Source organism: Bradyrhizobium neotropicale (assembly GCF_001641695.1).
GTDB classification, from domain to species: Bacteria; Pseudomonadota; Alphaproteobacteria; order Rhizobiales; family Xanthobacteraceae; genus Bradyrhizobium; species Bradyrhizobium neotropicale.
Map to the genome: position 1 here is coordinate 59,243 of NZ_LSEF01000090.1, position 16,706 is coordinate 75,948.

19 protein-coding genes are annotated in these 16,706 nt (G+C 65.0%); 8 read left to right on the forward strand and 11 right to left on the reverse strand.

All coding sequences use genetic code 11. The features are described 5' to 3' along the window. Positions 1-39: 39 nt before the first annotated feature. On the reverse strand, positions 40-555 hold the full coding sequence (locus tag AXW67_RS29385) for a YcgN family cysteine cluster protein (protein ID WP_063680707.1): 516 nt from the start codon (positions 553-555) through the stop codon (positions 40-42). Between the two features lie 294 nt (positions 556-849). Here AXW67_RS29385 and AXW67_RS29390 point away from each other — a divergent pair, with 294 nt between their 5' ends. The 3 genes from AXW67_RS29390 to AXW67_RS29400 are packed head-to-tail and all read left to right on the forward strand — an operon-like array spanning position 850 to position 4,317. Continuing rightward, positions 850-3,147 carry a transglycosylase domain-containing protein gene (locus tag AXW67_RS29390; RefSeq protein WP_027550486.1) on the forward strand — a complete coding sequence of 766 codons (2,298 nt, stop codon included), beginning with the start codon at positions 850-852 and terminating at the stop codon, positions 3,145-3,147. A 10-nt stretch (positions 3,148-3,157) separates the two neighbouring features. Then, positions 3,158-3,736 (forward strand): DUF1214 domain-containing protein, encoded by a 579-nt coding sequence (locus AXW67_RS29395; protein ID WP_027550485.1) that lies wholly within the window; start codon positions 3,158-3,160, stop codon positions 3,734-3,736. Continuing rightward, a complete protein-coding gene (locus tag AXW67_RS29400) occupies positions 3,733-4,317 on the forward strand; it encodes a DUF1254 domain-containing protein (protein WP_027550484.1) in 585 nt (194 codons plus the stop codon). Before AXW67_RS29395 ends, AXW67_RS29400 begins: the two co-directional genes overlap by 4 nt. Before the next feature lie 76 nt (positions 4,318-4,393). Here AXW67_RS29400 and AXW67_RS42285 read toward each other — a convergent pair whose 3' ends face one another. The 5 genes from AXW67_RS42285 to AXW67_RS29415 form a co-directional block, all read right to left on the reverse strand. Beyond that, entirely contained in the window at positions 4,394-4,612 is a 219-nt protein-coding gene (locus AXW67_RS42285; protein ID WP_145927951.1) for a hypothetical protein, read from the reverse strand. 81 nt (positions 4,613-4,693) lie between these two features. Further along, positions 4,694-4,924 carry a hypothetical protein gene (locus AXW67_RS42290; RefSeq protein ID WP_145927952.1) on the reverse strand — a complete coding sequence of 77 codons (231 nt, stop codon included), beginning with the start codon at positions 4,922-4,924 and terminating at the stop codon, positions 4,694-4,696. 74 nt (positions 4,925-4,998) lie between these two features. After that, positions 4,999-5,472 carry a tripartite tricarboxylate transporter substrate-binding protein gene (locus AXW67_RS44460; RefSeq protein ID WP_347336766.1) on the reverse strand — a complete coding sequence of 158 codons (474 nt, stop codon included), beginning with the start codon at positions 5,470-5,472 and terminating at the stop codon, positions 4,999-5,001. 40 nt (positions 5,473-5,512) lie between these two features. Beyond that, positions 5,513-6,274, reverse strand: a complete 762-nt coding sequence (locus AXW67_RS29410) for a hypothetical protein (protein WP_063680709.1) — start codon at positions 6,272-6,274, stop codon at positions 5,513-5,515. A 16-nt stretch (positions 6,275-6,290) separates the two neighbouring features. After that, positions 6,291-6,479, reverse strand: coding sequence for a hypothetical protein (locus tag AXW67_RS29415; RefSeq protein WP_027550481.1), 189 nt, complete (start codon positions 6,477-6,479; stop codon positions 6,291-6,293). Between the two features lie 254 nt (positions 6,480-6,733). Between AXW67_RS29415 and AXW67_RS29420 the strand changes: the two genes are divergently transcribed. Further along, entirely contained in the window at positions 6,734-7,711 is a 978-nt protein-coding gene (locus AXW67_RS29420) for a DUF2336 domain-containing protein (protein WP_063680710.1), read from the forward strand. A 162-nt stretch (positions 7,712-7,873) separates the two neighbouring features. Here the strand turns inward: AXW67_RS29420 and AXW67_RS29425 are convergent, their stop codons facing one another. From AXW67_RS29425 to AXW67_RS29435, 3 genes are read right to left on the reverse strand one after another with little or no spacing between them, the layout of a single operon-like run. Beyond that, complete coding sequence (locus AXW67_RS29425) at positions 7,874-8,218, reverse strand: DUF1491 family protein (RefSeq protein ID WP_027550479.1); 345 nt, start codon at positions 8,216-8,218, stop codon at positions 7,874-7,876. 58 nt (positions 8,219-8,276) lie between these two features. Further along, positions 8,277-8,984 (reverse strand): peptidoglycan-binding domain-containing protein, encoded by a 708-nt coding sequence (locus tag AXW67_RS29430; protein WP_063680711.1) that lies wholly within the window; start codon positions 8,982-8,984, stop codon positions 8,277-8,279. Further along, positions 8,977-10,839, reverse strand: coding sequence for an ATP-binding protein (locus AXW67_RS29435; RefSeq protein WP_145927953.1), 1,863 nt, complete (start codon positions 10,837-10,839; stop codon positions 8,977-8,979). The genes AXW67_RS29430 and AXW67_RS29435 overlap by 8 nt, the downstream gene beginning before the upstream one ends. Before the next feature lie 377 nt (positions 10,840-11,216). Here AXW67_RS29435 and AXW67_RS29440 point away from each other — a divergent pair, with 377 nt between their 5' ends. Together AXW67_RS29440 and AXW67_RS29445 are read left to right on the forward strand one after the other, a co-directional pair. Beyond that, a complete protein-coding gene (locus AXW67_RS29440) occupies positions 11,217-11,651 on the forward strand; it encodes a DUF5330 domain-containing protein (RefSeq protein WP_027550476.1) in 435 nt (144 codons plus the stop codon). Between the two features lie 69 nt (positions 11,652-11,720). Then, positions 11,721-12,149, forward strand: coding sequence for a SufE family protein (locus tag AXW67_RS29445; protein WP_063680713.1), 429 nt, complete (start codon positions 11,721-11,723; stop codon positions 12,147-12,149). Positions 12,150-12,240: 91 nt separating this feature from the next. Here the strand turns inward: AXW67_RS29445 and AXW67_RS29450 are convergent, their stop codons facing one another. Then, positions 12,241-12,654 (reverse strand): Ros/MucR family transcriptional regulator, encoded by a 414-nt coding sequence (locus AXW67_RS29450; protein WP_027550474.1) that lies wholly within the window; start codon positions 12,652-12,654, stop codon positions 12,241-12,243. Positions 12,655-12,817: 163 nt separating this feature from the next. Next, positions 12,818-13,699 carry a hypothetical protein gene (locus AXW67_RS29455; protein ID WP_063680714.1) on the reverse strand — a complete coding sequence of 294 codons (882 nt, stop codon included), beginning with the start codon at positions 13,697-13,699 and terminating at the stop codon, positions 12,818-12,820. A gap of 308 nt (positions 13,700-14,007) precedes the next feature. On the opposite strand from AXW67_RS29455, the gene AXW67_RS29460 reads away from it, so the two are divergent. After that, entirely contained in the window at positions 14,008-15,657 is a 1,650-nt protein-coding gene (locus AXW67_RS29460; protein WP_063680715.1) for a glycosyltransferase family 39 protein, read from the forward strand. A 215-nt stretch (positions 15,658-15,872) separates the two neighbouring features. Further along, a complete protein-coding gene (locus AXW67_RS29465) occupies positions 15,873-16,652 on the forward strand; it encodes a class II aldolase/adducin family protein (protein ID WP_063680716.1) in 780 nt (259 codons plus the stop codon). Positions 16,653-16,706 lie beyond the last annotated feature (54 nt).

Sequence of the window (16,706 nt, forward strand, 5' to 3'; positions counted from 1 at the left end):
TGATCGCTTCACACCGCGGTTAGGCCTGAGACGTCGCTTTCAGTCCTTCGGACGTCGCTTGAGGCGTGCCCGTTTCGGCAGCTGCGCCGGCCACTCCACGATGTGGTCCTCGAGCTCCTCGTCCGGGATGTCCTCCTCGCTGCCCTCGACCCGGCCGCGCACGGAGACGCCGGCCTCATGAACGGTGTTGGGATCGCCGGAGACCAGCGGGTGCCACCAATAGAGGTCGCGCCCCTCCGCGACGAGCTTGTAGCCGCAGCTCGGCGGCAACCAGTTCAGGGTGCGGACGTTGGCAGGGGTCAGGCGGACGCAGTCCGGAACCTTGTCCGAGCGATTCGGATAGTCCTTGCAGGCGCAGGTCCCGGCGTCGAGCAGCTTGCAGCCGACATGGGTGAAGTAGATCTGGCCGGTATCCTCGTCCTCGAGCTTGTTCAGGCAGCAGCGGCCGCAACCGTCGCAGAGGCTCTCCCACTCAGCCTCCGACATCTCTTCCAACGTCTTGGTTTTCCAGAAGAATCCTTCCTGGTCTGAAGGTCGTTTGGGAGCTGCGGTCATGCGCCTCAACAAGATTCAAAAGAGCTACGGCCAATTCCATCTAGGGCGAGGGCCGATACGGCTGCAAGCAGCGCCCGCGCGGCCCCGTAAAGAAACGGGGTCAATTAGGCCTGTTGTTCAAAATCGCGAGCGTAGCCATTGGTTTATAGGCCCCGCTCGGTTAGAACAAACCCTCAAGTCCCCCTCGGACGCGAACCGGGCGCCTTGGGTTTGCCGCAACACTCCCGCAAGACGTCTCGATGCCGCCCCGGCCGGGTGCTTGAACGCTTTCGAACCGAGCCTCAAGGGTTCTAGGTGCGCCAGATCATACCACCGCAGTGGAAGACCAGGGTCCGGAATTTCTTCCTGGATCTCGATGCGCGCATCGACTCCTCGCTGTTCTCTTCGGCCAAGGGCATTCGCGAGCTCTATGAGCGCTACTCGACCTTCATGGATCGCTTCTATGTCGGGCGGTGGAAGCGCTGGGTGTTCATCGAGCCGCTGTCGGAAGCCGCAACCCTCGGGCTCGGCGGCCTGGTGCTGCTGCTCGCGCTCGCCATCCCCGCGTTCCGCGAGACCGCGGACGAGGATTGGCTGAAGAAGTCCGACCTCGCGGTGACCTTCCTCGACCGCTACGGTAACCCGATCGGCAGCCGCGGCATCAAGCACAACGACTCGATCCCGCTGGAAGACTTTCCGGACGTGCTGATCAAGGCGACCCTCGCCACCGAAGATCGCCGCTTCTACGACCATTTCGGCATCGACATCGCCGGCACCGCCCGCGCCCTCGTCACCAACGCACAGGCCGGCGGCGTCCGCCAGGGCGGCTCCTCGATCACCCAGCAGCTCGCCAAGAACCTGTTCCTGAGCAACGAGCGCACCATCGAACGCAAGATCAACGAGGCGTTCCTCGCGGTCTGGCTGGAATGGCGCCTGACCAAGAACGAGATTCTCAAGCTCTATCTCGATCGCGCCTATATGGGCGGCGGCACCTTCGGCGTCGACGGCGCGGCGCATTTCTACTTCAACAAGTCGGCGCGCGACGTGACCCTCGCGGAAGCCGCGATGCTCGCCGGCCTGTTCAAGGCGCCGACCAAATACGCACCGCACATCAACCTGCCCGCCGCGCGCGCCCGCGCCAACGTCGTGCTCGACAACCTCGTCGATGCCGGCTTCATGACCGAGGGCCAGGTGTTCGGCGCCCGCCGCAACCCGGCCTTCGCGGTCGACCGCCGCGACGAGGCCTCGCCGAACTACTATCTCGACTACGCCTTCGACGAGATGCGCAAGCTCGTCGACACCTTCCCGAAGTCCTACACCGAGCGCGTCTTCGTGGTCCGCACCGCGATCGACACCAACGTGCAGAAGGCCGCCGAGGAGGCGATCGAGAACCAGCTCCGCCAGTTCGGCCGCGACTATCACGCAACGCAGGCGGCGACCGTCGTGTCCGATCTCGACGGCGGCATCCGCGCCATGGTCGGCGGCCGCGACTACGGCGCGAGCCAGTTCAACCGCGCCACCGACGCCTACCGCCAGCCCGGCTCGTCGTTCAAGCCTTACGTCTACACCACCGCCCTGTTGAACGGTTACACACCGAACTCGGTCATCGTCGACGGCCCGGTCTGCATCGGCAACTGGTGCCCGCAGAACTATGGCCACTCCTATTCCGGCTCGGTGACGCTGACGCAGGCGATCACGCGCTCGATCAACGTGGTGCCGGTGAAGCTGTCGATCGAGATCGGCCGGCGGGAGCAGCCGAAGGCGCCGAATCCGGCCAAGATTGGCCGCGCCAAGATCGTCGAGGTTGCACGCCGCTTCGGCATCAAGGCGCCCCTGCCCGACACGCCGTCGCTGCCGATCGGCTCCGACGAAGTCACCGTGCTCGAGCACGCGGTGGCCTACGCGACCTTCCCGAACCGCGGCAAGGCCGTGACGCCGCACTCGGTGCTGGAGGTGCGCACCGGCGCCGGCGACCTGGTCTGGCGCTGGGACCGCGACGGCCCGAAGCCGCGGCAAGCCATTCCGCCGAACATTGCCGCCGATATGGCCGGCATGATGAGCCACGTGGTCAGCGAAGGTACCGCGCGCCGTGCTGCGCTCGACGGAATCCCGACCGCGGGCAAGACCGGCACGACCAATGCGTATCGCGACGCCTGGTTCGTCGGTTACACCGGCAACTTCACCTGCGCGGTCTGGTACGGCAATGACGACTACTCGCCAACCAACCGCATGACCGGCGGCTCGCTGCCGGCGCAGACCTGGCACGACATCATGGTCGCGGCCCATCAGGGCGTCGAGGTCAGGGAAATTCCCGGCATCGGCATGGGCCAGAAGCTGCCGCCGCAGCCGGCGGCCGCCAACGCGCAAGCCAATGCGGCGCCAAAAGTGCTGGAGACCAAGCCCGGTCCGCCGCCGGTATTGACCAAGCGCGGCGCCGATATCCTGGTGCGCGTCGAGAAGCTGCTCGACGACGCGGCCAAGACCGCGACAAAGACGACTTCCGACGACACGACGAAGACGGCCAAGCCGGCCTCGTCATCGAGCGCGCTCGCCTTCCCGCAAAATTATGCGGCGGAGGAGAATGCGAACTCGTCCGCTCCACGCAAGAACTGATCGTTTTCCCGTGCGGCTGATCATTATCACATTGACTGCGCTTCTGCTCGCGACCGTTGTCGGCGTCGGCGCCACCTGGATGACGACGACGCGCGGCACCGACATCGGCGCGCTGACCATCGGCGCCTGGACCGCGCGGCCCCGCACCGGCACCGCCGACGTCGACCCCTACTCGCGCGCCACCATCGTGCGCAACGGCGAGCTACCGATCGGCACCGGCGACGGCGTCGCCTTCACCGCGATTGCCGACGACAAGAAGAAGGCGCTCGACGGCCGCTGCGATGTGGTTGTCTCCGGCGTGACGCCGCCGGCGCGGTTCTGGACGCTGACGCTCTATGACCGCAAGGGCCATCTCGTCGCCAACTCGCTGCAGCGCTACGGCTTCACCAGCCAGGAGATCGTCCGCCAGTCCGATGGCTCGTTCGAGATCCGCATCGCCTCGCGCTCCCGCGCCGGCAACTGGCTGCCGACCGGTGGCATCGAGCGCTACGCGCTGATGCTTCGCCTCTACGACACGCCGGTGGGTGTTGCGACCCGCACCCAGCGCGATGCGCCGATGCCCACGATCACCACGGTGGGCTGCTCATGATCCGGCTGCTGTTCACCATCGTTGCCGGCATCCTCCTGGGCCTCGTGGTCCATCTGGTCAGCGTGCTAGCGCTGCCGCGGATCGCGACGCAGGACGCCTATTCGCGGCTGACGCCCATGACCAAGCTCAATGCGGTCACGCAGCTTCCTCTCGCCGACCCCAATACGTCGCCGATGCCGTTCATGGATCCGGCCTTTGCCCTGGCGATCTGCCGCTACGATCTGTCGGGCGGGCCGCTCAAGCTCACGGTGCCGGTAAGCCAGGCCTATACCTCGGTGTCGTTCTACACCCGCAACGAGATCGCCTATTACGCGATCAACGACCGTTCGGCGGGCAAGAAGGTGATCGAGCTCGACCTGATGACGGAAGCGCAGCACAACGAGCTGCCCGAGGACGAAGAGGTCACGGCAGCCGACCGCCTGATCATCGATTCTCCGAGCGCAACCGGCCTGATTGTGATGAAGGCACTCGCCGCCGAGCCCGGCCTCTTGCCGCAGGCGCAGGCTTCGCTGGCGGCCGCGACCTGCGCGCCCCAGACCGAGCCGCCTACCAAGGCCGAGACGCCGCGCAGCCGGCGCTGAGCGGACCGTCTCGCAGCGCTTGCCCGGAAATCCGCAAAACAACCCCATGCAAAGTAGAAGGGGCAGAAGAGCAGACCTATTTTGTTCGTTTGAGTTCGGTCGGGTTCGGACGGTCCCCGCCCAGCAATTCTCTCAGCTTCTGCACAAGTTGATTGGCCGCCTGCTCATCAACCAGAAAGTCATAGTGTCCTTTCTGCGTGACGAGGGTAACCGTTCCCAGAAGCTCATGAGGAGAATCCTGGGCTGGTTGGACCCCGCATTCCAATACGATGAGGTCGATAATGTCGTCGCTCATGTTCAGTGGCGGATCGCGCATCGTGCGAATTGTCCGATTTCAATGAGCCATGATGCAGCCAACTCGGCAAATCCTGGTTGCTCAATTGAGCATTCTCGGGTCGTGGCGGTCTCCGCACAGCAACTCTCTCAGCTGGTGGACGAGCTGACGAGCCGCTTCCTCGTCGACCAGGAAGTCATAGTGCCCTCTCTGAGTGACAAGGGTAACCGTCCCGAGAAGCTCATGAGGAGAATCCTGAGCCGCCAGGACCCCGCTTTCCAATACGATCAAGTCGACAATATCGTCGCTCATGTTGAGTAGCGGATTGGGCATAGCCGAATGTCCAATTTTGACGAGTCACAATGTATCCAACTCAGCAAATCATAGTGATGGCCGGCATCGAGCTTTTACAGGCCGGGTAGCTTGGGTCCGGATTCCTGTCGGATTTTTCCCGGACGCTTTCGACCTAGGAATCCGCGATCTCGCCCCGGCGTCCCAAGGCTCTTCGGAAGCCGAAACATGACCCGCGCAACTCTCAGATGTATCGCCGCGCCTGTTAGAAAAGGACAAGCGAGGATCGTCCGCAAGCGCAGAACACTGACCGTGGTCAGTAACCAGTGAGACTTTGTGAGAGTTATCAAGGGCTGACGTCGGTCGAGAGCCGCGAAAAAACTTCCAGGGATCAGCGAGACAGCTTCCCGACTTCCGCACGCGCGATTGCCGTGTTTGTCAGTCCGCGTCCGTGAGGTCACAGCCAGACCACGGATTGCACCGCTCTGGATCTGCGGCGCAAGCAGGACGGGCCTGCCTACGATGACCGCAACTTCTCCGCCGAGAAGGGCGGTGACGGACTGCGCATCGCCGCGATACGGCACATGCACGCGCAGCGGCGCATGTCGAAGCGAAACGCGCGCAAGGCTCCTAGCCGCGGACGCTGACGGAACGTCCGTAGGGCGGCTGCGCCGCGACCGGCGGATTGGCGGTCTGCGCGGCGAGTTCGCCGATCAGGCGGTCGGCATCGGCGGCCATGGGATCTGGCGCCTGGATCACCAGCCGCTCCAGACCCCAGCGATAGGACGAGACGCGCTGCTCCAGGCACTGCTGCACCCACTGGATGATCAGCGAGTTCTCCTGCATGCGCGCGATCGCGTCTTCCCTTTCCCTCGGCGAGAGCTCGGAGACACGCGCCATGCTGGCATTGCGCTTCTTGTCGAGGTCGATGACGCGGATCGCGCTGGCAAAGAACGGCTCGAAGCGGGTGATGTCGTTGCGCACGTCCTCGATGAGCTGCGCATAGCGCGAGGAGTGCGTGCGATGCGGCTCGTCGATCAGCGTGCGTCCGTACATGGTGCGGTCGAACACGACCTTCTGCCGCCAGGGCGACGGCAGCGCCTGGTAGTCGCCGAACACGCTCTTCCAGGCCGGGCGCGACAGCGGCGGCTCGATCAGGGGATAGGCGAGATCGCGAAGCTGACGTTCTTCCTCGGTGAGCTGGAATTGAGACGCTCTCAGTCCGACGCTGGAGGTGACTTCGGCGCCAAGCCAGCGATGCATGTCGTCGCTGCGCATGTCGGCACGGGTGCGGCCGAAATCGCCGCCGCTGCAGCCCGCAAGCGCGGCGCCGATCAGCGCGAGCAGCACGGCCGATGAGAGAGACCGGATCTGGCGGATTGATTCCGGCATTGCATGAATGCCGGATCTAGCGACGGCGACGACGGCGCCCCGGCGCTGTGCCCTGTTCCGGCCCACGACCGCCGCTGGTCTCATCCGTCTCGCGCTCGATGCGGATCACGGGAAGGATCAGGACCGTCCCCGTTTCCGTGCGCGGCGCCACTTCCCCCGACGAGGCGAGCCGGCGACCGGCCGGAAATTCGATGATGGTCCCCATGTCAGCTCTCTTCAATTGCGGCGCGACCGAAGGCGGTGCTGCAACATGGCGTCAATTAAGATCAGGACATGGTTAACGGGGTGTAAACATGGCGTTCGGACCGTAACCGCACGGGCATGCCGCACCGTCCCGTTGCGGCACGACAACACCTTGAATTGCGCGGGGCGTTTCACATCTCGTTTTCCTTAACGAGCCTTTAAAGGAACCCGCGATAGGCTTCGCCCCAAGGACCCTTCCAAGTTGCGTACGCCTCAATGACCAAGTCGCTGTTTCCCGGATTCGACGGGCTGATGACCCTCTCCCGTCGCGAGGGCGTCGATATCCGCCCGACGCTGCTGCGCGTGCTGACGGACCTCTATGTCCAGACGAGCCGCCACAACGACGACGAGGAGCGGCAGTTCGTCGAGCTCGCCACGCGCCTGATCGACCAGGTCGACGACGCAACGCGCGCCGCGGTCAAGGCGCGGCTCGCAATCTATCCCGCAACGCCCGCGCCGATCATGCAGAAGCTTGGCCTGACGGCCGCGCAGGAAGGCCGCCGGATCCCGCTTGCACGGGAGATCCCCGCGCCGCCGCAGGCGCCCGCGCCCATGCGCACGCCGACCGATGCGGAATTGCGCATGGCCTCGAACATGGCGATGCAGCCGATGGACGCCGCCGAGATCCACGACATGTTCTTCCGCGCCAGCGCTTCCGAGCGCGCCCTGGTCCTGCAGAACCTGGCGCAGACGCCGCTCAAGGCCGCGCCGCGGATTCCAACCGTGCGCGCCAAGCGCGCGATCCAGATCCTGGAGATGGCGGCAATCGCCAACGACGCCGAGAACTTCACCCTCGAGCTCGGTGACAGCCTGATCCTGTCTTCGCGCGTCGCGGCTGAGATCGTCGACGATCCCGGCGGCGAAGCGCTGGCGGTCGCCGCGCGCGCGCTCGACATGCCGAGCCCCAACTTCCAGCGCATCCTGCTGTTCTTCAAGCCGGAGATCGGAACGTCCGTGAACGCGGTCTACCGGCTGTCGCGGCTCTACGACCGCTTGAGCGACCGCTCCGCGCTGGTAATGTTAGCTGCCTGGCGCAGCTCGACGCTCGCCGTCACGCACGCCAAGTACCAATCCTCGCTGCATGACGGTGAACGCCAGCGTGCGCGTTCGAGCGCAAACCAGCCGCGGCCGGCCGTGCAGCCCGGCTCGAGCCCCGCGGCGCGGACCGGCACCGGCGGCTCGTTGGATCGCTGATTTGCTCGCGCCGGCTTCCGGAAGCGGTGGCGCTGAGTGTGGGACACGCGACGCGTCCCAAGCTCGTCATTGCGAGGAGCCCCTGCGACGAAGCAATCCAGAGTCCCTCCGCGGAGAGAGTCTGGATTGCTTCGCTGCGCTCGCAATGACGGTTGGCGCTAGTTACGCCTTCGCGAGCTCAAGGAAATGCCGCCCCGCGCGGTCCTCGGTCTCGACGATCCAGGCATCCGGGTCGAAGCGGATCTCCTTGGTCAGCCGCTCTTCGACGGCCTGCTCAGTCTGGGGCTGCGGAGCAACGGGCATGAAGAAGCGATCGACCGGCCGGCCGTCCTCATAGACGGTCTGCGGCGCGGGCGCGTACAGCATCGCATTGCCATCGAGCAGCGACACCTTCACGAACACCGCGCCCGCCTCCTCGGCGCCGCGACGACGCACCGCGCCGAACACGCCTTCGGTTTGGCACCGGCGCAAGTAAGCCGCCACCCAAATGCTGGATTTCAATCTCATGAGCATGAAGGATAGGCCAGCGCCGCGATCGACACCAGCCTCCGCGCAATGATGACGATTATTCGACGGGATGCCCGATCGCGGCCGCGAGCTCGCGCAGCAGGCGCTCAGACACCTGGCCGGTGACAGCCATGCGATGCTCGCGCTCGAACTTCTGGATCGCGGACTGGGTCTCCCCGCTCATCGTGCCCGTGACCTTCAGCTGGCCGTAGCCATATTCGGACAGCGCGCGCTGCACGCCGGCGATGCGACGTGCCGCAGGGCTCTGCTGCACCGGAATCGGCGCCGGGGGGCGGGCAACGGCGACGGCAGGCGGTGTCGGCGCAGACGTCGTGGCCTTCACCAGATTGGTCAGGGGATCGCCCGATCGCGGCGTCGACGCGGTTGCCTCGACCGGCTTCTCCGGCGCCTTCTCGGCGGGCTTCGGCTCGACGCGAAATTCCGTCGGCTTCGGCTCGAGCGGCGACATGTCGGCGCCGACCGGACGTGGACGCGGCAGCGGGCTCGACAGCGCGGCAGACGACGGCGCAGGCAGATTGATCACGGTGCCGAACATCGGCGCCGGATGCCGGCCGGTCTGCAGGAACAGCGCGTTGGCGACGATGGCGCAGACAGCGGCAACGGCGACGAAGCCGGCCAGCGTGTCCTTGGGGCTGTGCAGAAGGACCCGCATCACAAGATTGCGCTCGGTCTCGATATCGACAACCGCGGCCTTGGCGCCACGGCGGCGCGGAGCAGCATCGTCCTTTGCAGACTTTCTAGGCACTTTTCTTCACCAGAGCAGGTTGGTCCAGAGTTTGGTCTTGAATTTCCTGGCGCGGCGCCGGCGTCAACGTCGCGATCTTGCTCTCGGACGGCTTGACTTGCGGCGACGTGTAGACGAGCGGCAGCTTGACCGTGACGGCCGTTCCCTCGCCGAGCCTGCTTTGTACCGTCAATTCGCCGAGATGCAACGCCACGAGGCTCTTCACGATCGAAAGACCGAGGCCGGTTCCTTCATGGCGACGCTGATAGGTCTTGCCGGCCTGGAAGAACGGCGCGCCGATGCGCTTGAGATCATCGGGGGCGATGCCGACACCGGTGTCGCTGATGCGAAGCGTGAGCTGCGACGCCGACGCTGATGCGGCAACCATGACCTGACCGCCACGCTCGGTGAACTTGATCGCGTTGGCGACGAGGTTGAGCACAACCTGTTTGAAGGCACGCGGATCGCCGTCCATCATCGGCAGGTCCTGCGGCGCATCGGTGATCAGATCGATGCCGTTCTCCCGCGCTTTGAGCGCCAGCAGATTGCAGCAGTGAAGCAGCGCGGCGCGCGGCGCGAACGGCTCCGACGAAATCTCGAAATTGCCCGACTCCATCTTGGACATGTCGAGGATGCCGTTGACGACGGACAAGAGATGCTGGCCGGAATCATTGATCAGCTGCGCATATTCCTTGCGCTGGGCCGCCCCTAACATCAGCGTCTGCTCCTGCGCGATCATCTCCGAGAAGCCGATGATGGCATTGAGCGGCGTGCGCAGCTCGTGACTCATGGTGGCGAGGAAGCGCGTCTTGGCGGCATCGGCGGCTTCGGCGGCGCTGCGCGCCTCTTCGAGCGCCTGCTCCTGGGTCTTGCGATCGGTGACGTCGCGCATCACGGCAACGACCTCGGCTTCGCGCGCCATGTCGCGAGCGGACTCCTGCTCGAGCGGCCGGCAACGCATCTCGACCCAGACGAAATCGATTTGACCGCGCTCGGATCCAGCATGCTCGCGCCGCAGCCGGAACTCGACGCTGCGCACCTCGCCACGGGCGGCGTCCGACAATGCTGTCAGGTAGGCCGGACGATCGGCGACATGGACGCGGTCGAACAGGCCGTGGCCGAGCAGTTGCGCAACCGGCATCCCCAGCATGGTCTCGGCCGCGGGTGAGATGAACTGCACCGCGCCGTTGCGCCGATGCCGCGAGATGACATCGCTCATGTTGCGCGCGAGCAGACGGTAGCGCTCCTCTTCGCGCGACAGCAGCGTGACGCTGGTGCGCGCCAGCGACTCAGCACCGAAGGCGAGGCCCGCTGCGTAAAGGGTCGCCGAGGCGACGCCGAATGCCATGTAGACGCCGCGTTCGGCAACGCCCAACTCTGCCGGCGGCAGCCAGCCGAGCTGGCTGACGAGGATCAGTATCCCCGCGCAGGACAGCGCGAGCAGCGAGGCGAAGGCCGCGACGCGGCGCGAGGCCGACAGTGCGGCTTCGAGGGGAACCACGACCAGCCAGACCGCGGCAAAGGACTCAATACCACCGGTTGTGACCGCGACCGCCATGATCAGGCCGGCGAGCGCCAGCGACGACAGCACATGCGCGCCTTCGTAATGGCCCGTGCGCGACAAGAACCACGACAGCAAGATCGGCGCGATCAGCCACGCGAATGCGGCGGCCTCGATCGCGCTCGGCGCGCCGCGCATCGCAAGATAGACCGGAAAGGCGGCAAAGGCGGCCAGGCTGCCGAGCAGCCGCGGCGCCATGAAGGCACGATGGCGCGCTCGCGTCAGCGCATCGTAACGCGCGGAGGGATGCAGCAGCGCATCGAGACAATCGCGGATGATACTCAAAACTGTCACGGGTCTCGCGCTTCGGCTCATTCGTCGAAAAGACGCGCCGGAACGCCTCCTTGTCGTTGAGCCACCGTGTCAGAGTGACATTAAACGAACGCTAAGGCGGCCGCCCTCGCCGCCGAACACCGTGTCATCGCGGACATTTTTAGACGATTTGACGACGTCTTCCGTAGGGATGGTGAACGCGGGGTTTCGCGTCCGCCCTCATGGTTTCGAATTGGTGGACGCGCGAGCGCAGTGTGCCGCCGTCAATCGAAAATTTACGACACCGTCGGCGGCCAAGAAATTTGCGTCAATTCTCGAAGAATTAAGCTCAAGGCAATCACTTGCGATTTATCGAGGATTGCTAGGTCGAAACGCGCGCGGGCATCGCCGCGGGCGGGATCTAACATACAGGTCGCAAGATGCGCTTTCTGCTTCGCATCACATTCTGGCTCGGGCTGGTGCTGGTACTCCTGCCGCGGGACAAGACGCCCGAATCGGAGAAGCTGCCGCAGATCGGCGCTGCCGATGCCGTGCAGGCTGCGACCGCGGCTGTCTCCGACGCGACCCAGTTCTGCAAACGTCAGCCGGCGGCCTGCGAGGTCGGCGGACAGGCGGCGACCATCATCGGCCAGCGGGCGCAGGACGGCGCGCGCAAGCTCTACCAGATGATCAACGACAAGAAAGAGCAGATTACCAACGGCAAGAATGACAAGAACGAGAAGAAGGCGCCCGATCACACCGGCTCGATCGCGATGGCCGGCGAAGGCGATACGGCCGCGAGCGAGGCGCCGCGCGACACCCTGACCCAGGACGATCTCGCGCTGGAATGGCGGGGGCCGGGACCAGCGAATTAGCGCCCAAACCCTATCGATTTCGCTGCTTTGCGTCCCTATATTGGCGGGAACAGGGATTCACGGGCCGATATGACGACGATTGACGAGATCCGAGACAATTTCGAGATTCTGGACGATTGGGACGACCGCTACCGCTACGTCATCGAGCTCGGTCGTACTCTGGAACCGCTGCCGGAGGCGGAGCACTCGGCCGCGAACAAGGTGCAAGGTTGCGTCAGCCAGGTCTGGCTATCCAAGCGCATCGAACGCGGCAACGGCGCCCCGGTCCTGAAATATCTCGGCGACAGCGACGCGCATATCGTGCGCGGGCTGGTCGCGATCCTGCTTTCGCTCTATTCCGGCCGCACGCCGCAAGAGATCCTGTCGACCGACGCCATCGCGGTGTTCGACGAATTCGGCTTGCGCGACCACCTGACGCCACAGCGCTCCAACGGCCTGCGCTCGATGGTCGAGCGCATCCGGGTCGATGCGAAAGAAGCACTCGCGGAAGCTTCCTGAAGCGCGATGAACATCGCGCTTCAGGCTAGTGTTTGAGCATGATCTCGCCGGAAAACCGCGGCACACTTTTCCGGATCATGCTCTCGCAACGCTACTTCCGCTTCCGCTGCTGCTGTCCGAGCCCCATCTGCTTCGCCAGCTGCGAGCGCGCCACCGCATAGTTCGGCGCGACCATGGGGTAATCGGCCGGCAGGCCCCATTTCTCGCGGTATTGCTCCGGCGTCATGTTGTACTGGGTGCGCAGATGGCGCTTCAGCGACTTGAAGCGCTTGCCGTCCTCCAGACAGACCAGATAGTCCGGCGCGATCGACTTCTTCAGCGAAACCGCCGGCTTCGCCGGCTCGAGCGGCGCCTCGGTTCGGCCCGAGGAGACCCGCACCAGGGCGCCATGCACCTGGCTGATGAGGTTCGGAATCTCGCCGGCCGGCGTCGGGTTGTTGCTGAGATAGGCCGACACGATGTTCGCCGTCAGCTCGATGAAATTTTTGCCGCCGGCATCCGACATGGCTCGCCCCCTCCATAAAGCTGGCTTCGTCGCAGTGGATTGGCAACGTCCAAGTATTCTCTGTCAACAATACGTTCGGCTGAAATACGACGACTGGCGAATAAGGGCTGGTTACTGGTGGGCTGACACGAACTGCGGCGCTTTACTTGCTCGATGAAGAGCGTCAGGAGCGCTGGTCCAGATGGGCGCGCAGCTCGTCAATCGAGGCGAAGCGCATCATGCCTTCCGGCATCTGCGCTTCGATCGACCCGTCGGAATAGAGCGAATAGGCCATGCCGTCGACGATGCCGGACTTGAGCACGGTGACGGGCGGCTGCTCGGCCGGCGGTGGAGGCTCGGGCGCAGGCGGAGGCGTCGGGGCAGCAGGCTCGGTGAAGATCGAGGGCGTGCGCGGCGGTGGCGCCGGGCGACGCGACGCGGGAGGCTCCGGCGGCCGCATCCGGTCCGGCTTCGGCCAGGCATCGTCGAAGCTCGCGGGCGGCGTCTCCGGCGGAGCGGGGGTCGCGGGCTCCGCATGGGGGTACGGCGGCAGGCCTTCGGCAGCCTTCGCCTCCGCGCGCTCGCGCTCCTTGCGCGAGGTGGAGGCGAACAACAGATTGCGACGGCGCGGCGCCTCGGGCGCCACCGGCGGAGGCTCCTCCGGCGCCGCAGGAGCCTCGACGCGCGACCGCTCGCGTGCGGCAGCATCGTCCAGCCATGGCGGCGGCGCGGCAAATGGAGGCGGCGGCATCGGTTCGACCTTCATCGCCGGCGAAGGCGCGAGGTCTGGGGCAGCCGTTCCTGGAGGCACGAGTCCCGACGGCAGCACGGGCCGGACTCGAACGTCCAATGGCGCGACCGAGCCCGCGAGGCGCCGCGCGATTCCCTGCAGCTCCAGCACCACGACGTAGAGGCCGGCCAGTAACATTCCGGAGCAGACGCCAATCGTGCCGGCGATTATGAGGGTGCTGCCGAGGCTGAAATCCCTGACGGAGTAGCCAAAAAGGACCGTAAGGAGGCCCGCCAGGACGGCGAAGATCCCCGCGATCAACAATGCCAACGTCATCGAATACACCCCCGGCCGCGCACCGACGCGCGACAGCTAGGCCACGATACCGTCATATTGCGTTCCTCGCCAACGGCCAATTGCCGCCACCGTTCCTTAAAGGAAGGAAATCAGAGACTTATTCACATTCCCTTCAGCATCGGTTCGTTAGCTTCAAGGTGCTTCCAAAGTCAGGGATTGCTGCGTCGCATCAGGAATTTAGCCATAATGCCCAATTACTTGGTAATGGAACTGCGCTATAGGGATTCCGGGGAACAGGCCCGCGCGCACCAGCTGGGCCAAGAGGGGATTCCGGGTCACCAATAGCCATGACGTCCATTACGACCTCGGCGATCGATACGCCTGCGCGGCGCTCGATTGAACGGACTTGCGATGATCTCGCGATGCTGGTGCTGGCGATGGTCAGCGTCATCGCGGGCCTGACGTTCCGCGACTATGGGCTCGGCTGGGACGATTACACCCACGCCGAATATGCCGACCTCCTGCTGCGCATGTTCGGTTCCGGCTTCAAGGACACCGCGGCGCTGTCCTTCGCCAACCTTTATATGTATGGCGGCGGCTTCGACATGGCAGCCGCTCTCCTGCACAAGATCCTACCGCTCGAGCTGTTCGAGACGCGCCGTCTGGTCGGCGCGATCGTCGGCGTCATCGGACTTGCCGTGACATGGCGGCTCGGCCGCCGCATCGGCGGACCGCTCGCAGGACTTGCGACGCTGCTCCTGCTCGCGCTCTGCCCGATCTTCTACGGCCACATGTTCATGAACCCGAAGGATGCGCCCTTCGCGGTGGCGATGATCATCCTGATGCTGGGCCTGGTGCGGCTCGCCGAGGAATATCCGCAGCCCTCGCCGCGCACGATCCTGATCGTCGGCCTCGGGGCCGGCCTGTCGATCGGCACGCGCATTCTCGGCGGCCTCTCGCTCGTCTACGCGATGATCGGTTTCGTGCCGCTTTTCCTGGAAGAGCTGCGCATCGAAGGCGCGCGCGAAGCGGTCCGCCGCTTCGCCCATGTCGTCTATGTGCTGCTGCCCGGCCTCGTGCTCGGCTATCTCGTGATGGGCCTGATCTGGCCATGGTCCATCATGCAGCCCGGCAATCCCTTCGAGGCCCTGACCTATTTCTCGCACTTCTTCGAAAAGCCCTGGAAGGAGATGTTCGACGGCGCGATCGTGTCCGTGCCCGACATGCCCTGGTCCTATCTGCCGACGCTGTTCGCGCTTCAGCTTCCCGAGGTGATGCTGGTGCTGATGACCGGCGCCGTGATCGGCACCTTCGCCCTGCTGCCGCGCCGCGAGGTTCCTGCGCGCCGCAAGACCATTCTCCTGATGCTCACGCTCGCGGCAACACTGCCGCTGGCGATCGCGATGGTGAAGCGGCCGGCGCTCTACAACGGCATTCGCCATTTCGTCTTCGTGATTCCGCCGATGGCGGTGCTCGGCGGCGTCGCCTTCGCCTGGGCCATGGAACGCCTGCGTGCCAACCACCGCGCCTGGCAACCGGTCGTGCTCGCCACCTTCTGCTTCGGCCTTGCGCTGCCGCTCGCCGAGATGATCCGGCTGCATCCCTATCAATACACGCACTTCAACCACATCGCCGGCACCGTGCGCGCCGCCGACGACCGCTTCATGCTCGACTATTGGGGCCTTGCGCTGAAGCAGGCCTCGGACGAGCTGCGCGAGCAGCTGGTCGAGCGTCAGGAAGTGCCGCCGCGCAATCGCAAATGGAAGGTCGCGGTGTGCGGCCCGCAGCGGCCGGCGCAGGTCGCGCTCGGGCCCGATTTCACCATTGGCTGGGATTCCAATGCCGCCGATTTCGCGATGACGCTCGGCGAGTTCTACTGCAAGGGCCTCACCGCCCCCGTCATGGTCGAGATCAAGCGCGACGACGTGGTGTTCGCCCGCGTCTACGATATCCGCGGCCGCAGCATTTCCAGCCTGCTGTCGATCCCGGCGCCGTAGTATTTTTTTCCGATCGGCCGTTGCTGCAGATGGAACGTCATCCAGGCTTCCGCAGCCCGGCTGGAGCGAAGCGAAATCCGGGACAGCAGGACTCCCCGCATGCCGCTCCGCTCCATGCGGGCTACGCTGAACTGCCGCGCTCTGGGCGCCTTGCCGCCGACATCGGCCGCGACTACGCTCCCTCCCCGCAACAACGATGTTCGGAGAGACCAACCATGTCGCCAGCGGAAGCGCGCCTGAAGGAAGTGCCGTCGAACATGACGGAGGCCGAGTGGCAGCAACGGGTCAATCTCGCCGCCTGCTATCGCCTCGTGGCGCTGTACGGCTGGGATGATCTGGTCGACACCCACATCTCGGCACGGGTGCCGGGTCCCGACCATCACTTCCTCATCAACCCCTACGGGCTGATGTTCGACGAGATCACGGCGTCGAGCCTCGTCAAGGTCGACCTGCACGGCAACCAGCTCACCGAGAGCGAGTACAGCATCAACCCCGCCGGCTTCACCATCCATTCGGCGATCCACGAGGTGCGCGAGGACGCGATCTGCGTGCTGCATCTTCACACGCTCGACGGCACCGCGGTCTCCAGCAGCGCGGAGGGCCTCTTGCCGCTGAACCAGACCGCGCAGCTCGTCACCCACGACCTCGCCTACCACGACTATGAAGGCATCGCGCTCGATCACGACGAGCGGCCGCGGCTGCAGAAGGACCTCGGCGACCACAACCACATGCTCCTGCGCAACCACGGCACGCTGACGGTCGGCCGCTCGGTCGCCTCCGCCTTCGAGCGCATGTATCACCTCGAGCGCGCCTGCTCGATGCAGGTGCGCACGCGCGCGCTGGGCACGCCGGTCTATCCGGTCGACGAGGTCGCGATCGACAAGAACACCGAGCTGTTGTCCAACCGCGATCGCGCCGAGCTGCGCGCCACCAACCTCGTGTGGCCGCCTCTGCTGCGCAAGCTCGACCGCGTCAACCCGGGCTACCGGACTTGAGATTTTCGGGAATTGTTGTAGAGTAGCCTTCAACTACCTCTGCACGATTTGGAA